Here is a 22,369-nt window from a genome sequence, read left to right as displayed (position 1 = left end):
GGGCCGCTCCTCGGAGCGGCCCTTGTCGTGTCGGTAACTTGTCTATCGTGCGCAGACAATGGCGTCGTCTGGGGGCGGGCCTATGTCAGGCCCAGCCACTTGAGCAGGAACAGGCCCAGGCTCAGGGTGAACATCGAGCCGAATGTGGTGATCACGATGATATTGGCGGCCAGCTTATCGTTGCTCTTGAACGCCTTGGCCATGACGAAGCTCGCGGCGGCAGCGGGGCAGCCGAGATACAGCAACAAAATGCCCAGTGCCGGCCCCTGGATGCCACAGGCCAGCGCACCCAGTACGCCGAACAGGGGCACCCAGACCAGCTTCCACAGACTGGCGTCCAGCGCAATCGTGCTACTGGCACGGAACGCGGTGACCGATAGTGTGCCGCCGATGCAGATCAGGCCGAGCGGCAGCGACATGCCGGCGAGGTAGCCGCCTGACGTCATCATCCAGCCGGGTAGACGAATGTCGAGCAGGGCGAACGGAATCGCGGCGACGACGCTCAGGATCAGTGGATTCTTGGCGAGATTCTTGAGCAGGCTTCGCAGATCGGTGGCGGCGTGCTCGCTGTAGAGCGAGAGAATGATGACCGAGAAGATGTTGTAGATCACGATTACGGCGCCGGCGAGAATACCGCCCACGGAGAGGCCGTAGTCGCCATACTGGCTGGCGGCCAGAGCCAGCCCGACGATACCGTTATTGGCGCGGAAGGCGCCCTGGGTGAAGACGCCTCGCTCGACTCGTGGGTAACGCCAGATCGCCCAGCCCCAGGCGAGGAAAAAACTGACCAGGGTATAGGCGAGGAAGTAGATCAGCAGCGTCGGTTGCAGCGCCTGGCCGAGATCGGCCTTGATGATGCTGAGAAAAAGCAGGGCAGGCATCGTTACCTTGAAGACCAGCATCGATGCCGTGGTGATGAAGTGGCTGTCGATCCAGCCCAGGCGCTTGAGGGCGAGGCCGAGAAAGACCATCAGAAAGACGGGAAGTGTGATTTCCAGCGTGTGCGTGAAAGCGGCCAGCAGACCCATGTGTCAGTCTCCGCCTCGCACCAGCCAGAAGCCGACCACGAGGGCGGCGATCAGTACGGACCAGAAGAGGCGATTGCGCAGGCGGGTATCACGCTGAGAACCTTTGCGAGGCACGGTACAATCCTTGCTTCGAAGAAGTGGGTGAACGGCGTCGACGCGAGCGGGAATCGGTACGTCGACGGGCCCCGGGCGGGGTCGGTCGTTCGTTTGACGGCGACAGTTTAAGGGAATTCAGATGTCGATGCCTCGTTATCCTCTGGTGTTCGCCCATGCCAACGGCTTTACCGGTGCTAGCTATCGCTCGTTACTGGCACCGCTGGCAGCCGATGTCGAGCTTCATCCGCTCGATCGGCTGGCCCACGACCCGGCCTTCCCCGTGGGGCGCAACTGGCTTGCGCTGCGTGATGAATATCTTGCCGCCATCGAGCCGCTCTCTTCGCCCGTGGTTGCCGTCGGCCACTCGATGGGCGGCGTGCTCTCGATCATGGCGGCGCGCCATGCGCCGCAGCGATTCCGCGCAGTGATCGCGCTCGATCCGCCGCTGTTACTGGGGCGTGACGCCTGGATGCTCAAGGTCGCCAAGCTGGCCGGCTTCGTCGATCGGGTCACGCCGGCCGGCAAGACACTGCGTCGGCGAGAAGTCTGGCCCAGTCGCGATGCCATGGCGCGGTCGCTGCGACGGCGCAAGCTCTTTCAGGGCTTTACCGAGACGGCGATGCAGGACTATGTGACCGGTGCCACTCACATCGACGATAACGGCGCGACGAAGCTGCGTTTTGCGCCGCGAACCGAAGCAGCGGTATTTCGCCACTTGCCGGATCATCTGTCGGCTGTGTTGCGACGACTCTCGGTGCCGCTGACGGTGATTGCCGGCGAGCAATCCGACCTGCTGACGCCAGAGCGACGGCGAGCGCTCGAACGGCTGGGCGTGCGTGTGCGCTGCGTGCCCGGCGGTCACATGTTTCCGTTCGAACATCCCGAGGAGACTCGCCAGTTGCTGCGCGAGGTCCTTGCCGAACTGAAGCAGGCGTCGGCATGACGCCTGTCGAACTGACGTTTGACGATGGCCGCGTCGCCGCGCTCGCCTGGGGTGATAGCGAGGCACCGATCTGGTTGGCGCTGCACGGCTGGCTGGATAATGCCGCCTCTTTCTCGCGTCTCGCGCCCCGGCTGGTCGAGGCGCTAGGCATCCGGCTGGTGGCGCTGGATCTGCCGGGGCATGGGCGGTCCCGCCCACGCGGCGAAGGTGCGGACTATCCACTGTGGGGCTATCTGGCTCCGGTACTGGATCTCCTCGATGCCATGGCGCTGAACAGTGTCACTGTCGTTGGCCATTCCATGGGGGCGGGTGTTGCCACGCTATTGGCCGCGACCTACCCGGAGCGGATTACCCGGCTGGTGTTGCTCGATGGCCTGGCGGCGCTGACCGGCGAACCGGAAGCGACGGCCGTTCAGTTGCGTTCGGCGCTGGATGCGCGTCGCCGCCGGCGCACTCGGGGTGGCAGCGGGTATGTCGATCTCGAGTCCGCCGTTGAGGCCCGGGTTCGTGGTGGCGTAACGCCTATCGATGCTGACACCGCGCGCCCGATCGTCGCGCGCAATCTCGTCAGCGATGTCGAGGGTCGCTTTCGCTGGCGCATGGATCCACGCCTGCGAGCGCCCTCGCTGTTGCGCTGGACACCGGCTCAGATGCTGGCGGCAGTGGCCGCCGTCAGCGCACCAGTGCTGCTGATCGAAGCGGCTACCGGCGTGCTGCGCGACCGCCCGTTGCACGACGCTGCCTGCGCGCAGCTCGCGCGCTTGTCACGCCGTCGGCTCGATGGCGGCCATCATCTGCATCTCGAGGCGCGAGCGGTAGCGCAAGTCGCCGAGACGGTCGTAAGCTGGCATCGAGAGGTGTCGGAAGCTACCGTCGGTCAAGAGGGAGAGTCGAAGACATGAAACCGCGCGTGTCGTTGGTGCTGGGGAGTGGTGGCGCCCGTGGCTATGCCCATATCGGCGTGATCGAGGAACTCGAGGCGCGCGGCTACGAGATCGCCGCGATCTCGGGCTGCTCGATGGGCGCGCTGGTCGGTGGCGTCTATGCTGCCGGCCAGCTGTCCGCCTATCGTGACTGGGTCTGCCAGCTCGACTATTTCGATGTGCTGCGGCTGGTCGATATCACCTGGAGCGCCATGGGGGCGATGCGGGCCGGCAAGGTGATGAGCAAGCTGTCGTCACTGATCGGCGAGGTGCAGATCGAAGACCTGCCGATGCCGTTCACGGCCGTGGCAACCGACCTCACTCGTCAGCGCGAGGTGTGGTTTCAGAGCGGGCCGCTGTTGCGTGCGATCCGGGCCTCCATCGCGGTGCCCGGTATCATCACGCCAGTGCAGCAGAATGGCCACGTGCTGGTCGACGGCGGGCTGCTCAACCCGCTGCCGATCATCCCGACGGTTTCCGTGCCCGCGGATCTGGTGCTGGCCGTCAATGCGACGGCGCAGACGCCGAGGCCAATCTCGCTGGAGGACCTGCTGCCGGCGGATCAGGCGGCCGAGGAGCATGCTCGGGAAATGGAGCGAGAGGCCGAGGGCAAGAGTTTCGGCGGCTGGGTGAAGGGCGTGCGTTCGCGCGTGCAGGGCATGATCTCGACGCGCAGCGACGAGGACGAGTCGGCGCCGGAGAATACCAGCTGGTCGAGTCAGACCGAGCGCGCCTGGAGCAAGCTGGACATGATGCTGGCATCGTTCGATATCACGCAGGCGGCGTTGGCCAAGTACAAAGTGGCGGGCTACCCGCCGGACGTGCTGATCGAGGTGCCCAAAAGCGTCTGCGGGGCTTACGAGTTTCACCGCGCCGAAGCCCTGATCGAACTGGGGCGTTATCTCGCCGCCCAGGCGGTGGATCGCTACGAAGGACAGCGCGACTGTACTTCGGTCCCTGCCGCGCCCTTGAACAGCGCGCGGCACCCGGCAAGCAGTGCCGATCCGCAGCGACGCCTGCCGCTACCACTCTCCTCACCGAAGCGCCACGGCTGAGGGCGAGGCCCTAGCGGTGCAGCCAGCGCTGACGAATCGTTTCGTATTCGCCCTGCTGGCGGGTCAGGTGCAGCCACTGGTCGACATACTGCTGCCATGCCGCGTCGTCGCGCGGCAACAAGTAGGCCTTTTCCACGTAGGTGAAGGGTGTCTCCGGATGCACGGCGCAGAGGTTGTCGTGACGGTTGGCTTGCAGTTCGGTCTCGATGGCATCGGTCACCATCACGTCGGCGCGGCCGTCGGCGATCTCGTCGAAGATTCGCGTGTTGTCGTCGAACACCTGCACGTCGGCATGCGTGAAGTGCGTGCGGGTGAATCGTTCATTGGTGCCGCCGGGGTTGACGATCACGCGGGTCGAGGGGCTGTCGATCTGCGCGACGGTGCGGTAACGCTCGGCATCCTCGCAGCGCACGATCGGCGTCTTGCCGCCGATATGGTAGGGCTGCGTGAAGGCCGCCTGCCGCTGGCGTTCGAGGTTGACCGAGATGCCGCTCATGGCGATATCGCAGCGGTCGGCCAGAAAGTCGGCCATCAGCGTCGGCCAGGTCGTCGGCACGAAATCGGCATCGACGCCGAGGGAGTCGGCCAGCGAGCGGCCCATGTCGATATCGATGCCTTCGAAGTTGCCGTCGCCGGTCCGCGCGCTGAAAGGCGCGTAGTCGCCGGTGGTGCAGACGCGCAATTCGCCACGGGCCAGCACGCTATCCAGCGTCGACGAGGCTCGCGTCGGCGCCGAGGACGGCGGTTCGACGGCGAGCGCCGGTGTGGCGGCGAGGGTCAGCAGGGCGGTCAAGGCGGCCTGGCTGTGGCAACGGGCGGGGCGGGACATCGGCGCAGAACTCCGGGCAGAAAGGCGTGGCGCCGAACCTTGCCACAGTGCCGCGCTTACCGCCACCGGCGGCGGGGTCAGTCGTCGCGGGTTCGCAACAGCACGTAAAGCGCCCCCGTGCCGCCGTCGATCTCGCTGGCGGAGCAGAAGGCGAGAACGCGTGACCAGCTCTTGAGCCAAGCATTGACGTGACTCTTGATCACCGGATAGTCGGCGCCGCTGCCGCGATAACCTCGGGCCTTGCCGTGAACCACCAGCACGCAGCGGGCGCGATTGGCAATGGCGTCGTCGATGAACGACTCGAGCTCCAGGCGAGCTTCCTCCAGGGTATAGCCGTGCAGGTCGAGCCCGCCCTCCCAGGCGATGCGACCGCGCTTGAGCTGGGCGAAGGTTCGCGGTGGCAGGTCGGGAATGGCGAACTCGAGTCGCTGATGCGGCGTCACGGCCTCGACGCCGCCGTCGGACAGCTGCGATTGCGGTGCCGGTGGGGCCTGTTCGGCGGCCTCGCGGCGCGCGTCGGCGTTCAGCCGCTGGTTCGCCTTGCGGCGCGCGGTCGTGGCGCGTCCGACATCGGCGCGATTGATCTTGAGTCGCTTGACGCCGGCCGCTTCCAGCGCCTGGCGGAAGGCGTTGCTGCCGTCATCGTCGTCGCTTGGGGTCATCGCCACTTAACCTCTCGGTGTCCTCGGCCTCTTGGTATCCTCGGGCCATCGGTGTCTTGCCGGGTTGTCCATCGCGGCCGTCGGTGGCGCGCGGCTCGGCAGCCGCGCGCAAGGGTAAACGATTGTGCCGCGCATGGCATGGGCGGCTGTGCACCCGCCGGCCTTGCGGGTACAATCGTCGTCCGTTTTTCCAGTAGATGCGAGCCCCGCCATGCCCTCCCTGCCGTCGACCCTGACGCTAGCCGACGACGATCTCGCCGACGACCTGATCAGCGTGCGCGACTGCCTGCGCTGGGCCACCAGCGAATTTCACGCGCATCGCGTGCATTTCGGCCACGGTACCGATAGTGCCTGGGACGAGGCGGTTGCCCTGGTGCTGGGGGCGCTGCATCTGCCCTGGGATGTCGACCCGGCCGTGCTGGATGCGCGTCTGGTTCGGCAAGAGCGGTCGCGCATCGTGGCGCTGGTGCGTTCGCGCATCGAGACGCGGCGACCGCTGCCTTATCTGCTCGGCGAGGCCTTCTTTGCCGGCCTGCCGTTCGAGGTCGACGAGCGTGTGCTGATTCCGCGTTCGCCGACGGCCGAGCTGATCGAGCAGGGCTTCGAGGCGTGGTTCTCCGAAGCGCCACCGGCGCGCGTGCTCGATCTGTGCACCGGCTCCGGCTGTATCGGTATCGCCACGGCCATTCATTTGCCGACCTGCGAGGTCGACCTGGTCGATATCAGTCTCGAGGCGCTCGAGGTCGCCAAAGCCAACATCGTGCGTCACGATGTCGGGCGGCGCGTGCGCGCGGTCGCCTCCGACCTGTTCGAGGGCGTGGCCGGCCAGCACTACGATCTGATCGTCAGTAATCCGCCCTATGTCGACAGCCGCGACCTGGCCGCGATGCCGGCGGAGTATCGCCACGAGCCAGATCTGGCACTTGGCGCCGGCCATGATGGGCTCGATATCGTGCGCCGCATCCTGCGCGAAGCGAGAACCTATCTCAATGATGGTGGCGTGCTGATCGTGGAAGTCGGCAATTCGCAGGCGCATCTTGAGTCCGCTTTCCCGGCGGTCCCGTTCCTGTGGCTGGAATTCGAGCGTGGTGGCGAGGGCGTGTTTGCGCTCACCGCCGAGGAACTCGATGCCTATGCGGAACACTTCGCCGTCGATCCGGCCTGATCCGCTCACCGCTTTCGTTCATCTTTCACCTGAGGCACGCGCATGTCCGGCAATACCTTCGGCAAACTGTTCACCGTCACCACCTTCGGGGAGAGCCATGGCCCCGCGCTGGGGGCGATCGTCGACGGCTGTCCGCCGGGTATCGAGATCAGCGAAGCGGATCTGCAGCGCGATCTCGATCGCCGGCGCCCGGGGTCGTCGCGGCATACCACGCAGCGTCGTGAACCGGATGCCGTGCGCATCCTTTCCGGTGTCTTCGAGGGGCGCACCACGGGTACGCCGATCGGCTTGATGATCGAGAATACCGACCAGCGCTCCAAGGACTATTCGAAGATCAAGGATCAGTTCCGCCCGGCGCATGCGGATTACACCTATCACCACAAGTACGGTATGCGCGATTACCGTGGTGGCGGGCGCTCCAGCGCGCGCGAGACCGCCATGCGGGTGGCGGCCGGTGCGATTGCCAAGGCCTGGCTGGCGCAGGAGGGTGTCAGCGTGCGTGGCTACATGAGCCAGCTCGGTCCGATCGCGATCGATTTCAAGGGCTGGGAAGGGGTCGATGACAACCCGTTCTTTTGTCCCGACCCCGACAAGCTCGGTGAACTCGAGACCTACATGGATCAGCTGCGTCGAGACCAGGACTCGGTCGGTGCGAAGATCACCGTGGTCGCCGAGGGCGTGCCGGTCGGTCTGGGCGAGCCGGTCTTCGACCGCCTGGATGCCGATCTGGCCCATGCGCTGATGGGCATCAATGCGGTGAAGGGTGTCGAGATCGGCGATGGGTTTGACGTCGTCAGCCAGCGTGGCAGCGAGCACCGGGACGAGATGACGCCGCAGGGGTTTCTCTCCAATCACGCCGGTGGTGTGCTCGGCGGTATCTCCAGTGGCCAGCCGCTCATTGCCCATCTGGCGCTCAAGCCGACCTCCAGCATTACTCAGCCGGGGCGTTCGATCGACATTCACGGCGATCCGGTCGAGGTGGTCACGAAAGGGCGTCATGATCCTTGCGTCGGCATCCGCGCCACGCCCATCGCCGAGGCGATGATGGCGCTGACGCTGATGGATCACTGGCTGCGTCACCGGGCGCAGAACGGTGATGTCCAGGTCGAGACGCCGCGTCTGGGCCAGCAGTAAGCCGAGGCGTCAGGCAACCGCGCTCGCCTGAACGCGAGTGAATACGCCTGGCGCGTGACGGGCCGTCTATCTGTCCATTACCTCTCGGTCCGTCACGATATTGGCCTTCCCACTTCGCTATTCTTCGCGTCGTCAGTCTTCACGTCGCCAGTCTGCCCGCGTTCGGCGTGGCAAGGCGGCTCGCGATCGGTCGTTTCCGCCGACTCCTGATTTGTCGCCCCCTGGTTTTTCTCGCCCTGGCTTGCTGATTCCGGTGCCCGCTGAGGCGCCGCCTGCCGTTGGGCGTCGGATTCGGGTTCACCACCCTGTGCCGCTTCGTCTTCCCGCTGGCGCGCCTTGACCTTGCGATGCCGAAGCTGCTGGCGATAGCCGTAGGTGGCGTTGCGTATCGTCTCGTCGCTCTCCAGGCTGGAGCCAAGCGCGCCCGCGACCGTGGCCACCGAGGCGGCAAGCCACGCCAACGCCGGAAAGTTGAGCCAGGTGATCGTTTGCCCGACGGTGGACTCGAGCAGACTGGCCGGCACGAAGAGAATGACCGCCACCAGAAAGAGTCCGAACAGAATGGCGTAATAGCAGGCGACACCGGCGGTCAGCGTCAGCACCGTGGTCAGGTTGTAGAGCAGGCTGAGCCGTTTCGAGCGACTGTAGCGTGCGGGTTCCCACAGGCCATGATCGAGAATCAGCCAGATCACCATGGCGGCCATCGCCGCGCCCATGAGTATTACAAATCGATAGAGTTCGTAGGCGGCGCTGAGCTTCCACAGCGAGGGGAAAATCAGCCCGTAGGCGCCGGTGGCAAAGGCCACGGCGACGATGCGCCGGAAGGCGGGCACGATGGTCCAGGGCCGATTGGCGCGGACCATGCCACCCAGAAGCTTGGCATGACCGCGCACCGTCGCCGCCGAGATGAAGCGTACATCAACCGCCTGCTTGTCGGCCTGCGGTGTGACGCGCTGGATCGGCACCAGTCGTTCCGAGAGCCGAGCCCCCATCAGTTCCCGCGCGTTGCGGTTGCGAATGCCGCTCTCCTGACGGGCTGCCGTACCCCGGTCCATTTGTGCCTGCTGGCGCTCTCGGTCTTCGCCGTCGCTGCCGTGGTGCATCTCGTTGACCAGATGAAGGACCGCTTCGCGCAGGCGTCGTCTGAGCGGGGAGGCACCCAGCGCCGGCTGCGAGATCACGGCGACGCCGCGGTTCTCGCTGGCTTCGGCCAACGTCAGTTGGTCGCCCCGGAACAGCGGCAAGTCGGTAATGCAGACGACGTAGTCCCAGTCATTGTCGCGCTTGAGGGCCTCGGCTTGGGCGATGACATCGGAAGTGGCATCGTCCGCACCGATCAGGGCATCGGTGACGCATTCCACCTGCCAGTCGTGGCGGTCATCCGTGTGGGCCTTCAGCAGCTCCGGGAGCTCACCGGCAATCTGCGACGCCACCCGCTCCGGTAGCTCCGGTGCCGGTATCAGCCCCAGCCGCAGCGTGTCATTCCTCTGATTGGCCGGCGTTCCGGATTGGTCCGGGGCCCGCTGCTGCTCCTGCGCCATGGGCGACAGCTCCTTCTGTTATTGACGTTTCTCTGCGTGTCTGTCGATTCGCGGCGACCGGTCGTGCGGGTGCGCCGTGATACAAATGGCTGAAGCTTAGGCCAGGCTCGGCCCGCTTGCCTGTTGAGGAGAGGTGGGGTTGGCTGTCTGGCACTGTCATGGCGCTTATCGTTGTCGTGACCCTCGCTTTCGTTGTCTGCCGGTTATCGCGGCGGCTGTCTTACCGGGCGGCGGTCCGATTTCTGATCACGTCCAGTTCGGCGATCATGGCGCGACCGGCGTTGGAGAGCGAGCGTTCACGGTGTCGCAGATAGCCGAGACGCCGCACGATGGCGGGATGATCGACTGGCAGAATCGCGACCTCCTCGTCGATCATGCTCTCCGGCAGCACGCTCCAGCCCAGGCCGATACTGGCCATCATCTTCAACGTTTCCAGATAGTTGGTCGAAAGCGCGACATCGATGTTGAGCGAGGCGCGTTCGAAGGCATCGATGACAATGTCGCGGGTGAAGGTGAGCGGCCCCGGCAGTACGGCCGGGTAGTCGACCAGCGCGGCGAAGGCGAGGCTATCGGCCTGGGCCAGAGGGTGGTCCGGCGCCGCCACGAAACGTAGCCGGTCGACCCACACAGGCACCGATTCCACCTGCGGGTTGGGGGCGGGCGAGAGCGTGACCACGGCGAGCTCGATCTCGCCGGAGACAACGCCGTGGTAGGCCTGTTCTGAGTCGAGGAAGCGCAGGTTGAGATCGACGTTCCGGTGCGCCTGGGTAAAGGCCTTGAGCACGGGTGGCAGGCGATGCAGACCCACGTGATGGCTGGTCGCCAGCGTCAGGCTGCCGCTCACCTCACCGGTCAGGTTGCTCAAGGTGCGGCGGCTGTCCTCCACCAGCAATAGAATCTCGCGCGCCCGCGGCAGCAGCAGACGTCCGGCTTCCGTCAGACCGACACGGCGGTTGATGCGGTCGAAAAGCTTGGCGCCGGTCTGGTGTTCCAGAGTGGCGATACGCTTGCTGATCGCCGGTTGGGTAAGGTGCAGTCGCTCGCCCGCGAGCGAGAACGACTGCGTGTCGGCGACGGCGATAAAGGCCTGCAGGCTTTGGGTATCCATCTCGGTTCCGGGTGAGGTGGCTGGGCTATAGGGGCTGGACTATAGGGGGCTGGGCTATAGGCGTCAGGGGCCGGGTGGCTTCCGGGTATCGATTATGAATCGATAAATTCTGTTATGGAATCCAAGGGATAATCAAGATGAATTGATTTTATGCGTGGCGAGCGCGTAAGTTGAACATCCGAATTCATGGGCGTCGGGCTCGACGTCTCGACTCATCATCGCGTCATTGGCAGCGCGATCGTTGTAAACATGGCGTCGCGAACCGCATCAGACGGGCGACGGAGGAGATTCCACATGGCAGGCCAGACGCTTTACGACAAGCTGTGGACGCAGCATTTGGTGACGAGCCGCGATGACGGTTCCGCCCTGATCTATATCGACCGTCACCTGCTGCACGAAGTGACGTCGCCGCAGGCCTTCGAGGGGCTGCGCCTGGCCGGGCGCAAGCCGTGGCGCCGTGACGCCAACCTCGCGACGCCGGACCATAACGTGCCGACCACGCTCAAGGAGCGCAGTGCGGGCAATGCGGGGATTCTCGATGATGTGTCGCGCATTCAGGTGGAAACGCTAGATGCCAACTGCGAGAGCTTTGATATCGAAGAGTTCCGCATCAACGACGAGCGCCAGGGCATCGTCCACGTGGTGGGGCCGGAGCAGGGCGCCACGCTGCCGGGCATGACGGTGGTCTGCGGGGATTCGCACACGGCGACCCATGGCGCCTTTGCCGCGCTTTCCCACGGTATCGGGACTTCCGAGGTCGAGCACGTGCTCGCGACCCAGTGCCTGATCGCGCAGAAGATGAAAAACATGCAGGTGCGCGTCGAGGGCCAGCTCGGTCTGGGCGTGACCGCCAAGGATATCGTGCTGGCGGTCATCGGCCGCATCGGCACGGCCGGAGGGACCGGCTACGCCATCGAGTTCGCCGGCAGCGCCCTGCGCGACTTGTCGATGGAAGGTCGCATGACCATCTGCAACATGGCGATCGAGGCGGGCGCGCGCGTGGGTCTGGTCGCGGTCGATGACACTACCATCGAGTATCTGCGCGGCCGCCCCTATGCGCCGAGCGCCGAGCAGTGGCCGGCGGCAGTCGACGCCTGGTGCGAGCTGGTCTCCGATGATGACGCGCATTTCGACAAGGTGGTCGAGCTCGACGCCGCCGAGATCGAACCGCAGGTCACCTGGGGCACCAGCCCGGAGATGGTGGTCAACGTCTCCGCCACGGTGCCCGATCCGGCCGAGGCCGATGACGAGACTGTCGCGCGAGGCATGACCCGCGCGCTCGAGTACATGGGCCTCGAGGCGGGCCAGAAGATGACCGATATCCAGCTCGACAAGGTGTTCATCGGCTCCTGTACCAACTCACGTATCGAGGATCTGCGCGAAGCGGCGAAGGTCGCGCAGGGGCGTAAGGTGGCCGACAACATTCAGCTGGCGATGGTCGTGCCCGGTTCCGGTCTGGTGAAGCGTCTGGCCGAAGCCGAAGGATTGGACAAGATTTTCGTCGAAGCTGGCTTCGAGTGGCGCGAGCCCGGCTGCTCCATGTGCCTGGCGATGAACGCCGACAAGCTGGGCGCCGGCGAGCGCTGCGCCTCGACCTCGAACCGTAACTTCGAGGGCCGGCAGGGCTACGGCGGGCGTACGCATCTGGTGAGCCCGGCGATGGCCGCCGCCGCGGCCATCGAAGGCCGCTTCGTCGATGTGCGCGACTACGACGACGCATCCGCCCTCACGAAGAGCGCCTGAGACCCGACTGGAGAGATCCGAGATGAAAAAGTTCGAACGCCTTAACGGTCTGGTCGCGCCGCTCGATCGCGCCAACGTCGACACCGACCTGATCATTCCCAAGCAGTTCCTGAAATCGATCAAGCGCACGGGCTTCGGCCCTAACCTGTTCGACGAGCTGCGCTATCTGGACGAGGGCTTCCCCGGTCAGGATGCCTCGAGCCGGCCGTTGAATCCCGATTTCGTGCTCAACCAGTCACGTTACCAGGGGGCTCAGGTGCTGCTGGCGCGGCGCAATTTCGGCTGCGGCAGTTCGCGTGAGCATGCGCCGTGGGCACTGGATGATTTCGGTTTCCGCGTGGTAATCGCGCCGAGCTTTGCCGACATCTTCTACAACAACTCGTTCAAGAACGGCATCCTGCTGATTACGCTCGACGAGGCCACCGTCGAGCGGCTGTTCCAGGAGACTGAAGCCAACGAAGGCTACCGTCTCGATATCGATCTCGAGGCACAGACGATCACCACGCCGAGCGGTGAGGTCATCGCCTTCGAGGCCGACCCGTTCCGCAAGCACTGCCTGCTGGAAGGGCTCGACGATATCGGCCTGACGCTGGAACAGTCCGGTGCCATTCGCGACTTCGAATCTCGTCATCGCGCAGCCCAGCCGTGGCTGTTTCGTGATGCCTGATGCCGTCGAGGGCGCTGCACACCGCGCCGTCGTCGAGCGTCAGTTCGGCGGCCAGGCTGCAGCCTATCTGGCGAGCCAGGTCCACGCCCAGGGCGATGAGTTTCAGGCACTGCGTGAGCGTGTTGGCGAGATGGCCCGCCCGCGGGTGCTCGATCTTGGCTGTGGCGCCGGCCACGTCGGGTTTCAGGTGGCCGACCTGGCGGGCGAGGTCGTTGCTTATGACCTGTCATCGCGAATGCTGGCTACGGTCACCGAAGCGGCCCGCGAACGGGGGCATGACAATATCCGCACGGTTCAGGGTGTGGCTGAGTCGCTGCCGTTCGCCGATGCGAGCTTCGACGTCGTCTACAGTCGCTTCTCCGCGCATCACTGGCGTGATGTCGGGCTGGCGCTGCGCGAGGTGAAGCGTGTGCTCAGGCCGGGCGGCGTGGCGGCTTTCATCGATGTCGTGGCCCCGGGCCAACCGCTGCTCGACAGCTTCTTGCAGACGGTTGAAATGCTACGGGACACCAGTCACGTGCGCGACTACAGCGTGGGCGAATGGACGCGATACGCCGGCGAGGCTGGCCTGAACGTGACCGCCACGCAGCGTCAGCGACTGCGGCTCGACTTTGCCAGCTGGATCGAACGCATGCAGACGCCTGATGTGATGCGCGACGCGATTCACCGCCTGCAGCAGCAGGTCGGCCAGGAAGTCCGCGACGCCTTCGAGATCGACAAGGATGGCTCCTTCACGACCGATATGCTGGTGCTGTGGGCGGCCAAAGAACACGTTTGAGGAAAAGGCATGAGCAAGAAGATTCTGGTATTGCCCGGTGACGGTATCGGGCCGGAAATTACTGCGGAAGCGGTCAAGATCCTGAACGCCTGCCGCGACGCTGGGCTTGACGCCGAGCTCGAGGAAGGACTGGTCGGCGGTGCCGGCTACGACGCCGAGGGGCATCCGTTGCCCGACGCGACGCTGGCGAAGGCGAAGGCCGCCGATGCCATCCTGCTGGGAGCCGTCGGCGGGCCAAAGTGGGACACGCTGGAGGATCTCTCCAAGCGTCCGGAGAAAGGCCTGCTGGGCTTGCGCAAGAACCTGAACCTGTTCGGCAATCTGCGTCCGGCGCTGCTCTACCCGCAGCTCGCCGAGGCGTCGACGTTGAGGCCGGAAGTGGTCTCCGGGCTCGATATCATGATCGTGCGGGAGCTGACCGGCGGCATCTATTTCGGCCAGCCGCGCGGGGTCGAGGAGCGCGACGGCGAGCGGGTCGGCTTCAACACCTACGTCTACTCGGAATCCGAGATCGAACGTATCGGCCGCGTCGCCTTCGAGATGGCGCAGAAGCGCGGCAAGAGGCTCTGCTCGGTCGACAAGGCCAACGTGCTCGAGGTCACCATCCTCTGGCGCGAGGTGATGAATCGTCTGGCGCCGGAGTATCCGGATGTCGAGCTGTCGCACATGTACGTCGACAACGCCGCGATGCAGCTGGTGCGCGCGCCCAAGCAGTTCGATGTCGTGGTCACCGGCAACATGTTCGGCGACATCCTGTCGGATGCGGCGGCGATGTTGACCGGATCGATCGGCATGCTGCCGTCGGCGTCGCTCAACGCGCATCAGCAGGGCATGTACGAGCCCTGCCACGGCAGCGCCCCGGACATCGCGGGCCAGGGGCTCGCCAATCCGCTGGCGACGATTCTCTCGGTCGCCATGATGCTGCGCTATTCGCTGGGTGAGCCGGCGCTCGCCGAGCGCATCGAGCGTGCTGTCGGCAAGGTGCTGGATCAGGGACTGCGCACCGCGGATATCGCCTATCCGGGCACGCGACAGGTATCGACCGCAGAGATGGGCGACGCCGTGCTGGCGGCTTTTGCCGAGAGCTGATCGAGTACGGGGCAGGGCAACGTGGGCGAAAGCGCGCGAACGATGCGCTAAGCTGTAGTCCTGTCTTCTATATCGAGGGTCTGCCGCCGCGACGCGGCCGGCAGGCCGGATCACGCCATTCATGATATTCGGGGTACGTTTTCCATGTTGAGAGTCGGATTCGTCGGCTGGCGCGGAATGGTCGGTTCCGTGCTGATGCAACGCATGCTGGACGACAACGATTTCGCCGGCATCGAGCCGGTCTTCTTCTCCACGTCGCAGACCGGGCAGCCGGGGCCGGACATCGGCGTCGAAGTGCCGGCGCTGAAGGATGCCAACGACATCGACCAGCTCAAGGCGATGGATGCCATCGTCACCTGTCAGGGGGGCGACTACACCACGGCGGTCTATGCCTCGCTGCGACAGGCGGGCTGGCAGGGCTACTGGATCGATGCGGCGAGCACGCTGCGCATGGCCGAGGAGTCGACCATCGTGCTCGACCCGGTCAACCGCCATGTCATCGATGCTCAGCTCGCCCGGGGGGCCAAGACCTTCGTCGGCGGCAACTGCACCGTCAGCCTGATGTTGATGGGGCTGGGCGGCCTGTTCGAGGCCAACCTGATCGAGTGGATGACCTCCATGACCTATCAGGCCGCTTCCGGCTCCGGTGCCAAGCATATGCGCGAGCTGCTCGCGCAGATGGGTGCGCTCAACGGCGCCGTTGCCAAGGAGCTCGCCACGCCCGCGAGCGCCATTCTGGATATCGACCGCGAGGTCACCGCGACCCTGCGTAGCAGCGATTTCCCGACCGAGAACTTCGGTGCCCCGCTGGCCGGCAGTCTGCTGCCGTGGATCGACAAGCCGATGGAGAACGGTCAGAGCAAGGAAGAGTGGAAGGGCGGCGTCGAGACCAACAAGATTCTCGCAACCGGCGCCAACCCGATCCCGATCGATGGTCTCTGTGTGCGTATCGGCGCCATGCGCTCCCATAGCCAGGCTTTCACCATCAAGCTCAGGCAGGATGTGCCGCTCGACGAGATCGAAGATCGCCTGGCGAAGCACAACGACTGGGTCAAGGTCGTGCCCAACGACAAGGATGCCACGCTCGAACAGCTGACGCCGGCCGCGATCAGCGGCACGCTGACCGTGCCGGTGGGGCGGTTGCGCAAGCTTGCCATGGGCGGTGACTATCTGACGGCGTTCAGCGCCGGTGACCAGCTGCTCTGGGGGGCCGCCGAGCCGCTGAAGCGCATGCTCAAGATCGTGCGCGAGCACGCCTGACATTGCTGCCCGTCGTCGGCCGATGCCTCGATTGGATGCATCGGTTAGCCGACAGCGGCCGACGAGATTCGCCTCGTTCTGACGAAGCCCCCGGGGAGCCCCCTCGGGGGCTTCGTCGTCTTGCGGGCATGGCTCGCTGACGGGCAGCGACGACTGGCATCGCGGAGAAGCGGTCGCCACGGTGTGCGGTTCGTCGAGCTTTCCCGCGGCCGTCCGTGTGTCCCTCTGTCGACTCCTCTCACTGTTACATTCTGTTAAAGCTTTGAGGCGTCACGCCGATCAACGCTCCAGAGACCTTTCGAATGAATCGGCGGATACGAGATGCGACAAGGATTGACGGTGACAGCAGGCGTGCTGCTGGGGGGCATGCTGCTCTGGGGCCTATCGGCACCTTCAGCGCTGGCGCTCGGGTTGGGCGAGCCCCGGCAGACCTCGGCACTGAACCAGCCGCTCCACGTCTTGTTTCCGCTCACCGATACCACCGGACTCGCCCCGGAGCAGATCACGGTCACACTGGGGGACGAGGCTGCCTACCAGCGAGCGGGCCTCGAGCGTACGGCACTGCTTGACGGGCTTTCCTCCCAGGTAGTCGGCCACGACGGGCGCTTGGCGGTCGAGCTCGAGAGCGAGCGTCGGGTACGCGACCCGTTTCTCGATCTGCTGCTGGTGGTGACCTGGCCGGACGGACAGTGGCAGCGACAGGTCTCGCTACTGTTCGATCCCGCCGGCTATGCTCAGGCCCAGCCGCTGCTGAGCGGTGATGCCGGGAAGGCGCCGGTGAGCGTGAGCCCGGCGCCGCGTCTGGCTTCAGCCAATCCGCCCGCCGGCGGAGCGTCGGCCTCGGCTTGGCCCACGCGGCTCGCGGTACAAAGCGGTGACTCGCTGTCGTCCTTGGCAGCATCGCTACTGTCGCACGACGGCGTGGGGCGCCATGCGCTGATGCTGGCGCTTTATCGAGCCAATCCCGAGGCGTTTGTCGGCGGTGATGTGGATCGCCTGCGTGCCGGTGTCACGCTCGTCGTGCCATCTGCCGCCGAGATTGCCGGCCAGGCGGAGGGCGCCGCGCTGGCCGCGCTGCGCCAGCACACCTCGCGATCGCCCGCCGAAGCCGACGACGGCCTGACGGCGATCGAGATCGAGAGCGCGCGTCAGCAGGGGGAGGCGGATGTGGCGCCGCTCGGGGTCATCGCCTCGTTGCAATCGCAAGTGGCGGCGCTGACGGCGGACAAGGCTCGTCAGCAGGCGGCACTCGACTCGCTGGAGGCACAGCGTGATCGTTTGGCGGCCGCGCTGGGGGCATTGTCGCCCACCGCGGAGGACACCTCCACAACGCCCGCCGCCCCGGTCCTTGCCGGGGCTATCGAGCGCGGTGACGGGACCGCGATACTGCCGGCCGTCGAGACGGCCGCGGCGGATGTCATGGCCGCACCCGTGGCAGATCAACTGCCAGCCAACGCGCTGCCGTGGTGGCAGTGGCCTCTGGCACACCCGGTGGGTGCCGGTAGTGTGGCACTCGCCTGTCTGCTGGCGCTGTGGGGCGTTCAGCGGTCGAGAGGGCGACGAGGACGCATCGAGCCAGCGGAGGGCGAGTCCGCGACCGATACGCCGGAAACGCTCGAGACGGCCGAGGTGATGTCGGACGCCGACGCCGCGGAGACAAAAGCGGCAAAATCCGGAAAATCCGGGAAGCGCAGTAGGTTGAGTCTGTCGCGTGGTCGGACCGACAGCAATCGGGAGACCGAGTCCAGCGTGATCGATCAGGCCGATATCTATCTGGCCTACGGCCGCTACGAGGAAGCGCGAGACTGGCTCGTCCCGCGTCTCGACGACGATCCCGAAGGCCGGCGCCGGCTAGGGCTGATTCGTGCACTGGGGGAGCTGCGTGACCTCGATGGTATGGAGGCGACATTCGCGCGCATCGATGCCACGTTGCCGGCGACGACGCGACAGCAGGCACAGGTGCTGGTCGACGAGTATCGCGCGCGCTACGTGGAAGAGAGCTGGGAAGAGGCAACCGCCGGCGCGGCGACGGCCGGAGCCGGGGCCGCTATCGACGACGTGGATGCACTTTTCGAGGCTGAAACGCGACGCCAGCCTGCGTCGGTGGCGCCCGCCGCTGCCGTTTCCGTCGCCTCTGACGGCGCCGCGCCCTTGTCGCCCGCCCCCGCGCCAGCATCGCTCGCCACCCCGGATTCACTGGCGCGCTCGGAGGCTTTCGAGGCGGCCCCTCGAGCGATCAGTATCGCCTACGAGCCGCCGCCCCTCGAGTGGTCGTCCACCTCGCTGGACGATGACGCGGCCGTCGAGCCGGCCGCCCTGTCACAGGAGGCAACACTCGAATTTGCGCCGTTGCCGGGCGTTGTGACGCCGCTCGGTGACGGCGAATCGGGAGAGGCCGGGCGTGATCCCGAGGCGCCCGTCGCATCGCCTCGGGAGCACGATGCTTCCCAGTCGGCACAGCCGACCGCCATCCCCGATGACTGGGAGGTCGAGGTGGTGGAATTCCACTCGCCGCATCGGGATAATAGGCGCCCCTGAAGACTCCCCGCTACGCAGGTCTCGATGGCGCTCTTTACCCGACAGGATGACAACCGACCGCTGAGTGGCCGTCTGGCGCTCGGCGTCGAGTACGATGGCACGCACTATTGCGGCTGGCAGCGGCTGAAACACGCCGACTCGGTCCAGGGGGCGCTCGAGGCGGCGCTATCCAAGATCGCCGCCACGCCGGTGCGCGTGCTGTGCAGTGGCCGTACCGATAGTGGGGTGCATGCCACGCGCCAGATCGTGCATTTCGATGCTCCGGTCGAGCGGACCCAGAAGGCCTGGGTCTTTGGCGCCAATGCCAAATTGCCGCGCGACATTGCGGTGCGCTGGCTGGTGCCGGTGGCCGACGACTTTCATTCGCGTTTTTCGGCGTTGGCACGACGCTACCGCTACGTGATCCTCAACCAGCCCACCCGCCCGGTCATGGAGCGCCACAACGTCACCTGGTGTCGAGAGCCGCTGGACGCCGAGCGCATGCAGCGTGCGGCTCAGGCGCTGGTAGGCGAGCACGATTTTTCCAGTTATCGGGCGGCTGGCTGTCAGTCGAGTACACCGATTCGGCATCTGCACTTTATCGACGTGCGCCGCCACGGCTCGCTGGTATTCATCGACGTTCAGGCCAACGCGTTCCTCCACCACATGATCCGCAACCTGGCCGGTGTGCTGATGGCGGTCGGGCGGGGCGATGAGGATGAGCACTATCCGGCGCGCCTGCTGGCGCTCAAGGATCGCAAGCTCGGCAACGTCACGGCCCCTTCGTGCGGGCTGCATTTCGTCGATGTGCGTTACGACGAGCGCTTCGACTTGCCCGAAGAGCCGGTCGGGCCACAGATGCTGGGTTTTCTCGGCGACTGGACCGGCGATCGCGACTGCATCCCCGACACGTTGCTGATGCGCCGACGCCGGGTCTGGCCGAAATGGATCGATGAGCAGGGGCGCGTTGTCGAAACCAACCCGGCCATCCGCGAGGAGCTGAACTGATGAATCCGGTACGCATCAAGATCTGTGGCATGACCCGCCGGGCGGACATCGATGCCGCGGTGGCTGCGGGTGCCGATGCGCTGGGGTTCGTGCTCTGGCCGGGCAGCCGTCGGGCGATCACGCTTGACCGGCTGGCAACGCTGAGTGCCGAAGTGGCGCCGTTCGTGACACGGGTCGGGCTGTTCGTCGATCCGGACGCGGCGACCGTCGAGGCAGCGCTGCCGTTTCTGGATCTGCTGCAGTTTCACGGCGACGAGCCGGCGGCGTTCTGCGAAGGTTTCGGCAAGCCCTGGATCAAGGCGCTGCGCATGCGCGACGACATCGATCTTCGCATGGCCGCCGAGCGCTATGCCGGCGCCGGCGCGCTGCTGCTGGATGCCTATCGGCCGGGCGTGCCCGGGGGCACCGGCGAGACGTTCGACTGGGCGCGCATTCCCGACGCTTTGCCGAAACCTGTTATCCTCGCGGGAGGCTTGACGCCGGACAACGTGGCCGAGGCCATCGCTCAGGTTCGCCCCTTCGCCGTGGACGTCTCCGGCGGTGTCGAGGCAAAGCCTGACGCCGGCGTCGGTGGCCCGGGCGTCAAGGACGCCGCTGCCATTCGCGCATTCTGCGACCGCGTTCACGCGGCCAATGCGGCCCACGCTGCCGCTTCACTTACCGCATCATGATGAGGGTCCCTTCGTGAGCCGATTCCACGATTTGACGCAACTGCCGGACGCTCGCGGCCACTTCGGCCCCTACGGTGGCCGCTTCGTCTCCGAGACGCTGAGCTTTGCGCTCGAGGAGCTCGAGAACATCTACGCCAGCCTGAAGGACGATCCCGACTTCCAGGCTGAATTCGACCGCGATCTGACGCACTACGTGGGTCGCCCGTCGCCGCTTTACCACGCCGAGCGCTGGTCGCGCGAGATCGGCGGCGCGCAGATCTGGCTCAAGCGCGAGGATCTCAACCACACCGGCGCGCACAAGGTAAACAACACCATCGGGCAGGCGCTGCTGGCCAAGAAGTCCGGCAAGCCGCGGGTGATCGCCGAGACCGGTGCCGGCCAGCACGGCGTGGCCACCGCGACGGTTGCCGCGCGCCTCGGTCTCCAGTGCGAGGTCTACATGGGCGCGGAAGACGTCGAGCGGCAGAAGCTCAACGTCTATCGCATGCGCCTGCTCGGGGCCAGCGTGGTGCCGGTCGAGTCCGGCTCGCGCACGCTCAAGGATGCGATGAACGAAGCGTTGCGCGACTGGGTCACCAATGTCGACGATACCTTCTACATCATCGGCACCGTGGCCGGGCCGCACCCCTATCCGATGCTGGTGCGCGACTTCAACGCGGTTGTCGGCCGCGAGGCTCGGCGTCAGTCGCTCGAACAGATCGGCCGCCTGCCGGATGCGCTGGTTGCCTGTGTCGGTGGCGGTTCCAACGCCATGGGGCTGTTCTATCCGTTCGTCGAGGATGACGACGTGCGCATGTATGGCGTCGAAGCCGGCGGCGATGGTGTCGCCTCCGGCCGTCACGCCGCGCCGCTGACCTCGAACGCGCCCCAGGGCGTGCTGCATGGCAATCGCACCTATCTGATGTCCGACGAGGGCGGCCAGATTGCCGACACGCACTCCGTCTCCGCCGGACTCGATTATCCGGGCGTCGGACCGGAGCATGCCCTGTGGAAAGACGTCGGCCGGGTCAACTACGTGGCCGCCGACGACGATGACGTGCTGGCCGCCTTCCGCGAGCTGACCTGCGTCGAGGGCATCATGCCGGCGCTCGAATCCGCGCACGCCCTGGCGCATGCCAAGAAGCTGGCGGCAGAGATGCGACCCGATCAGCATATCGTCGTCAACCTGTCCGGTCGGGGTGACAAGGACATTCATACCGTCGCCAAGATCGACGGCATCGAGTTTTGACGGCGGGGACCGACATGCCATCCAGTTCAGATTTCAGTCAACACAATCGCATCGACCGGCGCTTCGCCACGCTCAAGGCCGAGGGCCGCAAGGCGCTGATCCCCTACATCACGGCGGGGGACCCGGCGCCGTCGCATACCGTCGACTTCATGCATGCCTGCGTCGAGGCGGGGGCTGATGTCATCGAACTCGGCGTGCCGTTCTCGGACCCGATGGCCGACGGCCCGGTGATCCAGAAGGCATGCGAGCGGGCGCTGGTGCACGGCACCCGCCTGGTTGACGTGCTCGACATGGTCGCGGCGTTCCGCGAGCGCGACAGCGAGACCCCGGTGGTGCTGATGGGTTACCTCAATCCGGTCGAGCGCATGGGCTATCGCGAGTTCGCCCGCCAGGCGCAGGCCAGCGGTGTCGACGGTTTTCTGGCCGTCGACATGCCACCGGAGGAGATGGGCGAAAACAGTGCCCTGTTCGCGGAGCACGCGCTGCAGTCGATCTTCCTGCTCGCGCCTACCACTTCCGAGTCGCGCGCCGCTACAATATGCGACCACGGGCAAGGCTACCTCTACTATGTCTCGCTGAAAGGCGTGACCGGGGCCGCGACGCTGGACGCCGAGGCTGTGGGCGAGCAGCTCGCCCGGTTGCGTCGCCTGACGGACCTCCCGCTCTGCGTCGGTTTCGGTATCCGCGACGGCGCCTCGGCGGCGGCGATCAGCCGGGTAGCCGATGGCGTTATCGTCGGCAGTGCCCTAGTCGGACGTATCGCCGAGCGTGCAGAGACGCCAGAGACGATCCCCGCTGCGCTCAAGGCCATTCTCGGCGAGATGCGCCAGGCACTGGATAGCGAGGCATCCGCCTGAGCGGCCGGCGACGTTCTGGTATCATCGCCGTCTTCGGTTTTCGCAATACTTTGTTTTCGTCAATTAG

20 protein-coding genes are annotated in these 22,369 nt (G+C 65.6%); 15 read left to right on the top strand and 5 right to left on the bottom strand.

What is annotated here, in order from left to right; all coding sequences use genetic code 11:
- Positions 1-80: 80 nt before the first annotated feature.
- Positions 81-1,028, bottom strand: coding sequence for an AEC family transporter (locus MC381_RS04925; protein ID WP_251976621.1), 948 nt, complete (start codon positions 1,026-1,028; stop codon positions 81-83).
- A gap of 235 nt (positions 1,029-1,263) precedes the next feature.
- Here MC381_RS04925 and MC381_RS04920 point away from each other — a divergent pair, with 235 nt between their 5' ends.
- From MC381_RS04920 to MC381_RS04910, 3 genes are read left to right on the top strand one after another with little or no spacing between them, the layout of a single operon-like run.
- A complete protein-coding gene (locus MC381_RS04920) occupies positions 1,264-2,067 on the top strand; it encodes an alpha/beta fold hydrolase (protein ID WP_319022830.1) in 804 nt (267 codons plus the stop codon).
- Positions 2,064-2,969, top strand: a complete 906-nt coding sequence (locus MC381_RS04915; protein ID WP_251976620.1) for an alpha/beta hydrolase — start codon at positions 2,064-2,066, stop codon at positions 2,967-2,969. The genes MC381_RS04920 and MC381_RS04915 overlap by 4 nt, the downstream gene beginning before the upstream one ends.
- Complete coding sequence (locus tag MC381_RS04910; protein WP_251976619.1) at positions 2,966-4,045, top strand: patatin-like phospholipase family protein; 1,080 nt, start codon at positions 2,966-2,968, stop codon at positions 4,043-4,045. Before MC381_RS04915 ends, MC381_RS04910 begins: the two co-directional genes overlap by 4 nt.
- Positions 4,046-4,055: 10 nt before the next feature.
- Here MC381_RS04910 and MC381_RS04905 read toward each other — a convergent pair whose 3' ends face one another.
- On the bottom strand, positions 4,056-4,874 hold the full coding sequence (locus MC381_RS04905) for a transporter substrate-binding domain-containing protein (protein WP_251976618.1): 819 nt from the start codon (positions 4,872-4,874) through the stop codon (positions 4,056-4,058).
- A gap of 77 nt (positions 4,875-4,951) precedes the next feature.
- Positions 4,952-5,536, bottom strand: a complete 585-nt coding sequence (locus MC381_RS04900; protein ID WP_251976617.1) for a Smr/MutS family protein — start codon at positions 5,534-5,536, stop codon at positions 4,952-4,954.
- A gap of 211 nt (positions 5,537-5,747) precedes the next feature.
- Between MC381_RS04900 and prmB the strand changes: the two genes are divergently transcribed.
- Positions 5,748-6,701, top strand: a complete 954-nt coding sequence (prmB, locus tag MC381_RS04895) for a 50S ribosomal protein L3 N(5)-glutamine methyltransferase (RefSeq protein WP_251976616.1) — start codon at positions 5,748-5,750, stop codon at positions 6,699-6,701.
- Between the two features lie 42 nt (positions 6,702-6,743).
- A complete protein-coding gene (aroC, locus tag MC381_RS04890) occupies positions 6,744-7,835 on the top strand; it encodes a chorismate synthase (RefSeq protein ID WP_251976615.1) in 1,092 nt (363 codons plus the stop codon).
- A gap of 92 nt (positions 7,836-7,927) precedes the next feature.
- Here aroC and MC381_RS04885 read toward each other — a convergent pair whose 3' ends face one another.
- Positions 7,928-9,376, bottom strand: a complete 1,449-nt coding sequence (locus MC381_RS04885; protein ID WP_251976614.1) for an MFS transporter — start codon at positions 9,374-9,376, stop codon at positions 7,928-7,930.
- 220 nt (positions 9,377-9,596) lie between these two features.
- The gene (locus MC381_RS04880) at positions 9,597-10,484 is read right to left on the bottom strand and encodes a LysR family transcriptional regulator (RefSeq protein WP_251976613.1); all 888 of its coding nucleotides are present in this window, start codon (positions 10,482-10,484) and stop codon (positions 9,597-9,599) included.
- Positions 10,485-10,778: 294 nt separating this feature from the next.
- Between MC381_RS04880 and leuC the strand changes: the two genes are divergently transcribed.
- The 10 genes from leuC to trpA all read left to right on the top strand — a co-directional run bounded on the left by leuC (position 10,779) and on the right by trpA (position 22,302).
- A complete protein-coding gene (gene leuC, locus MC381_RS04875) occupies positions 10,779-12,227 on the top strand; it encodes a 3-isopropylmalate dehydratase large subunit (RefSeq protein WP_251976612.1) in 1,449 nt (482 codons plus the stop codon).
- Positions 12,228-12,249: 22 nt separating this feature from the next.
- Positions 12,250-12,894 (top strand): 3-isopropylmalate dehydratase small subunit, encoded by a 645-nt coding sequence (gene leuD / locus MC381_RS04870; RefSeq protein WP_251976611.1) that lies wholly within the window; start codon positions 12,250-12,252, stop codon positions 12,892-12,894.
- Entirely contained in the window at positions 12,887-13,672 is a 786-nt protein-coding gene (locus MC381_RS04865; RefSeq protein WP_264297418.1) for a class I SAM-dependent methyltransferase, read from the top strand. Before leuD ends, MC381_RS04865 begins: the two co-directional genes overlap by 8 nt.
- Positions 13,673-13,681: 9 nt before the next feature.
- Complete coding sequence (gene leuB, locus MC381_RS04860) at positions 13,682-14,761, top strand: 3-isopropylmalate dehydrogenase (RefSeq protein ID WP_251976610.1); 1,080 nt, start codon at positions 13,682-13,684, stop codon at positions 14,759-14,761.
- Positions 14,762-14,905: 144 nt separating this feature from the next.
- Positions 14,906-16,021 carry an aspartate-semialdehyde dehydrogenase gene (gene asd, locus MC381_RS04855; RefSeq protein WP_251976609.1) on the top strand — a complete coding sequence of 372 codons (1,116 nt, stop codon included), beginning with the start codon at positions 14,906-14,908 and terminating at the stop codon, positions 16,019-16,021.
- Between the two features lie 321 nt (positions 16,022-16,342).
- The gene (locus tag MC381_RS04850; protein ID WP_251976608.1) at positions 16,343-18,559 is read left to right on the top strand and encodes a FimV/HubP family polar landmark protein; all 2,217 of its coding nucleotides are present in this window, start codon (positions 16,343-16,345) and stop codon (positions 18,557-18,559) included.
- A 24-nt stretch (positions 18,560-18,583) separates the two neighbouring features.
- Positions 18,584-19,546 carry a tRNA pseudouridine(38-40) synthase TruA gene (gene truA / locus MC381_RS04845; RefSeq protein ID WP_251976607.1) on the top strand — a complete coding sequence of 321 codons (963 nt, stop codon included), beginning with the start codon at positions 18,584-18,586 and terminating at the stop codon, positions 19,544-19,546.
- Entirely contained in the window at positions 19,546-20,217 is a 672-nt protein-coding gene (locus tag MC381_RS04840) for a phosphoribosylanthranilate isomerase (protein ID WP_251976606.1), read from the top strand. Before truA ends, MC381_RS04840 begins: the two co-directional genes overlap by 1 nt.
- Positions 20,218-20,230: 13 nt before the next feature.
- Positions 20,231-21,445, top strand: coding sequence for a tryptophan synthase subunit beta (gene trpB / locus MC381_RS04835; protein ID WP_251976605.1), 1,215 nt, complete (start codon positions 20,231-20,233; stop codon positions 21,443-21,445).
- A gap of 14 nt (positions 21,446-21,459) precedes the next feature.
- On the top strand, positions 21,460-22,302 hold the full coding sequence (gene trpA, locus MC381_RS04830) for a tryptophan synthase subunit alpha (RefSeq protein WP_251976604.1): 843 nt from the start codon (positions 21,460-21,462) through the stop codon (positions 22,300-22,302).
- The last annotated feature ends 67 nt before the right edge of the window (positions 22,303-22,369 follow it).

This window comes from Salinicola avicenniae, assembly GCF_023736115.1.
In the GTDB taxonomy this organism is placed as follows: Bacteria; Pseudomonadota; Gammaproteobacteria; order Pseudomonadales; family Halomonadaceae; genus Salinicola; species Salinicola avicenniae.
The sequence above is the reverse complement of the archived record's forward strand: the minus strand, read 5'-3'. Positions and strand labels throughout refer to the sequence as shown.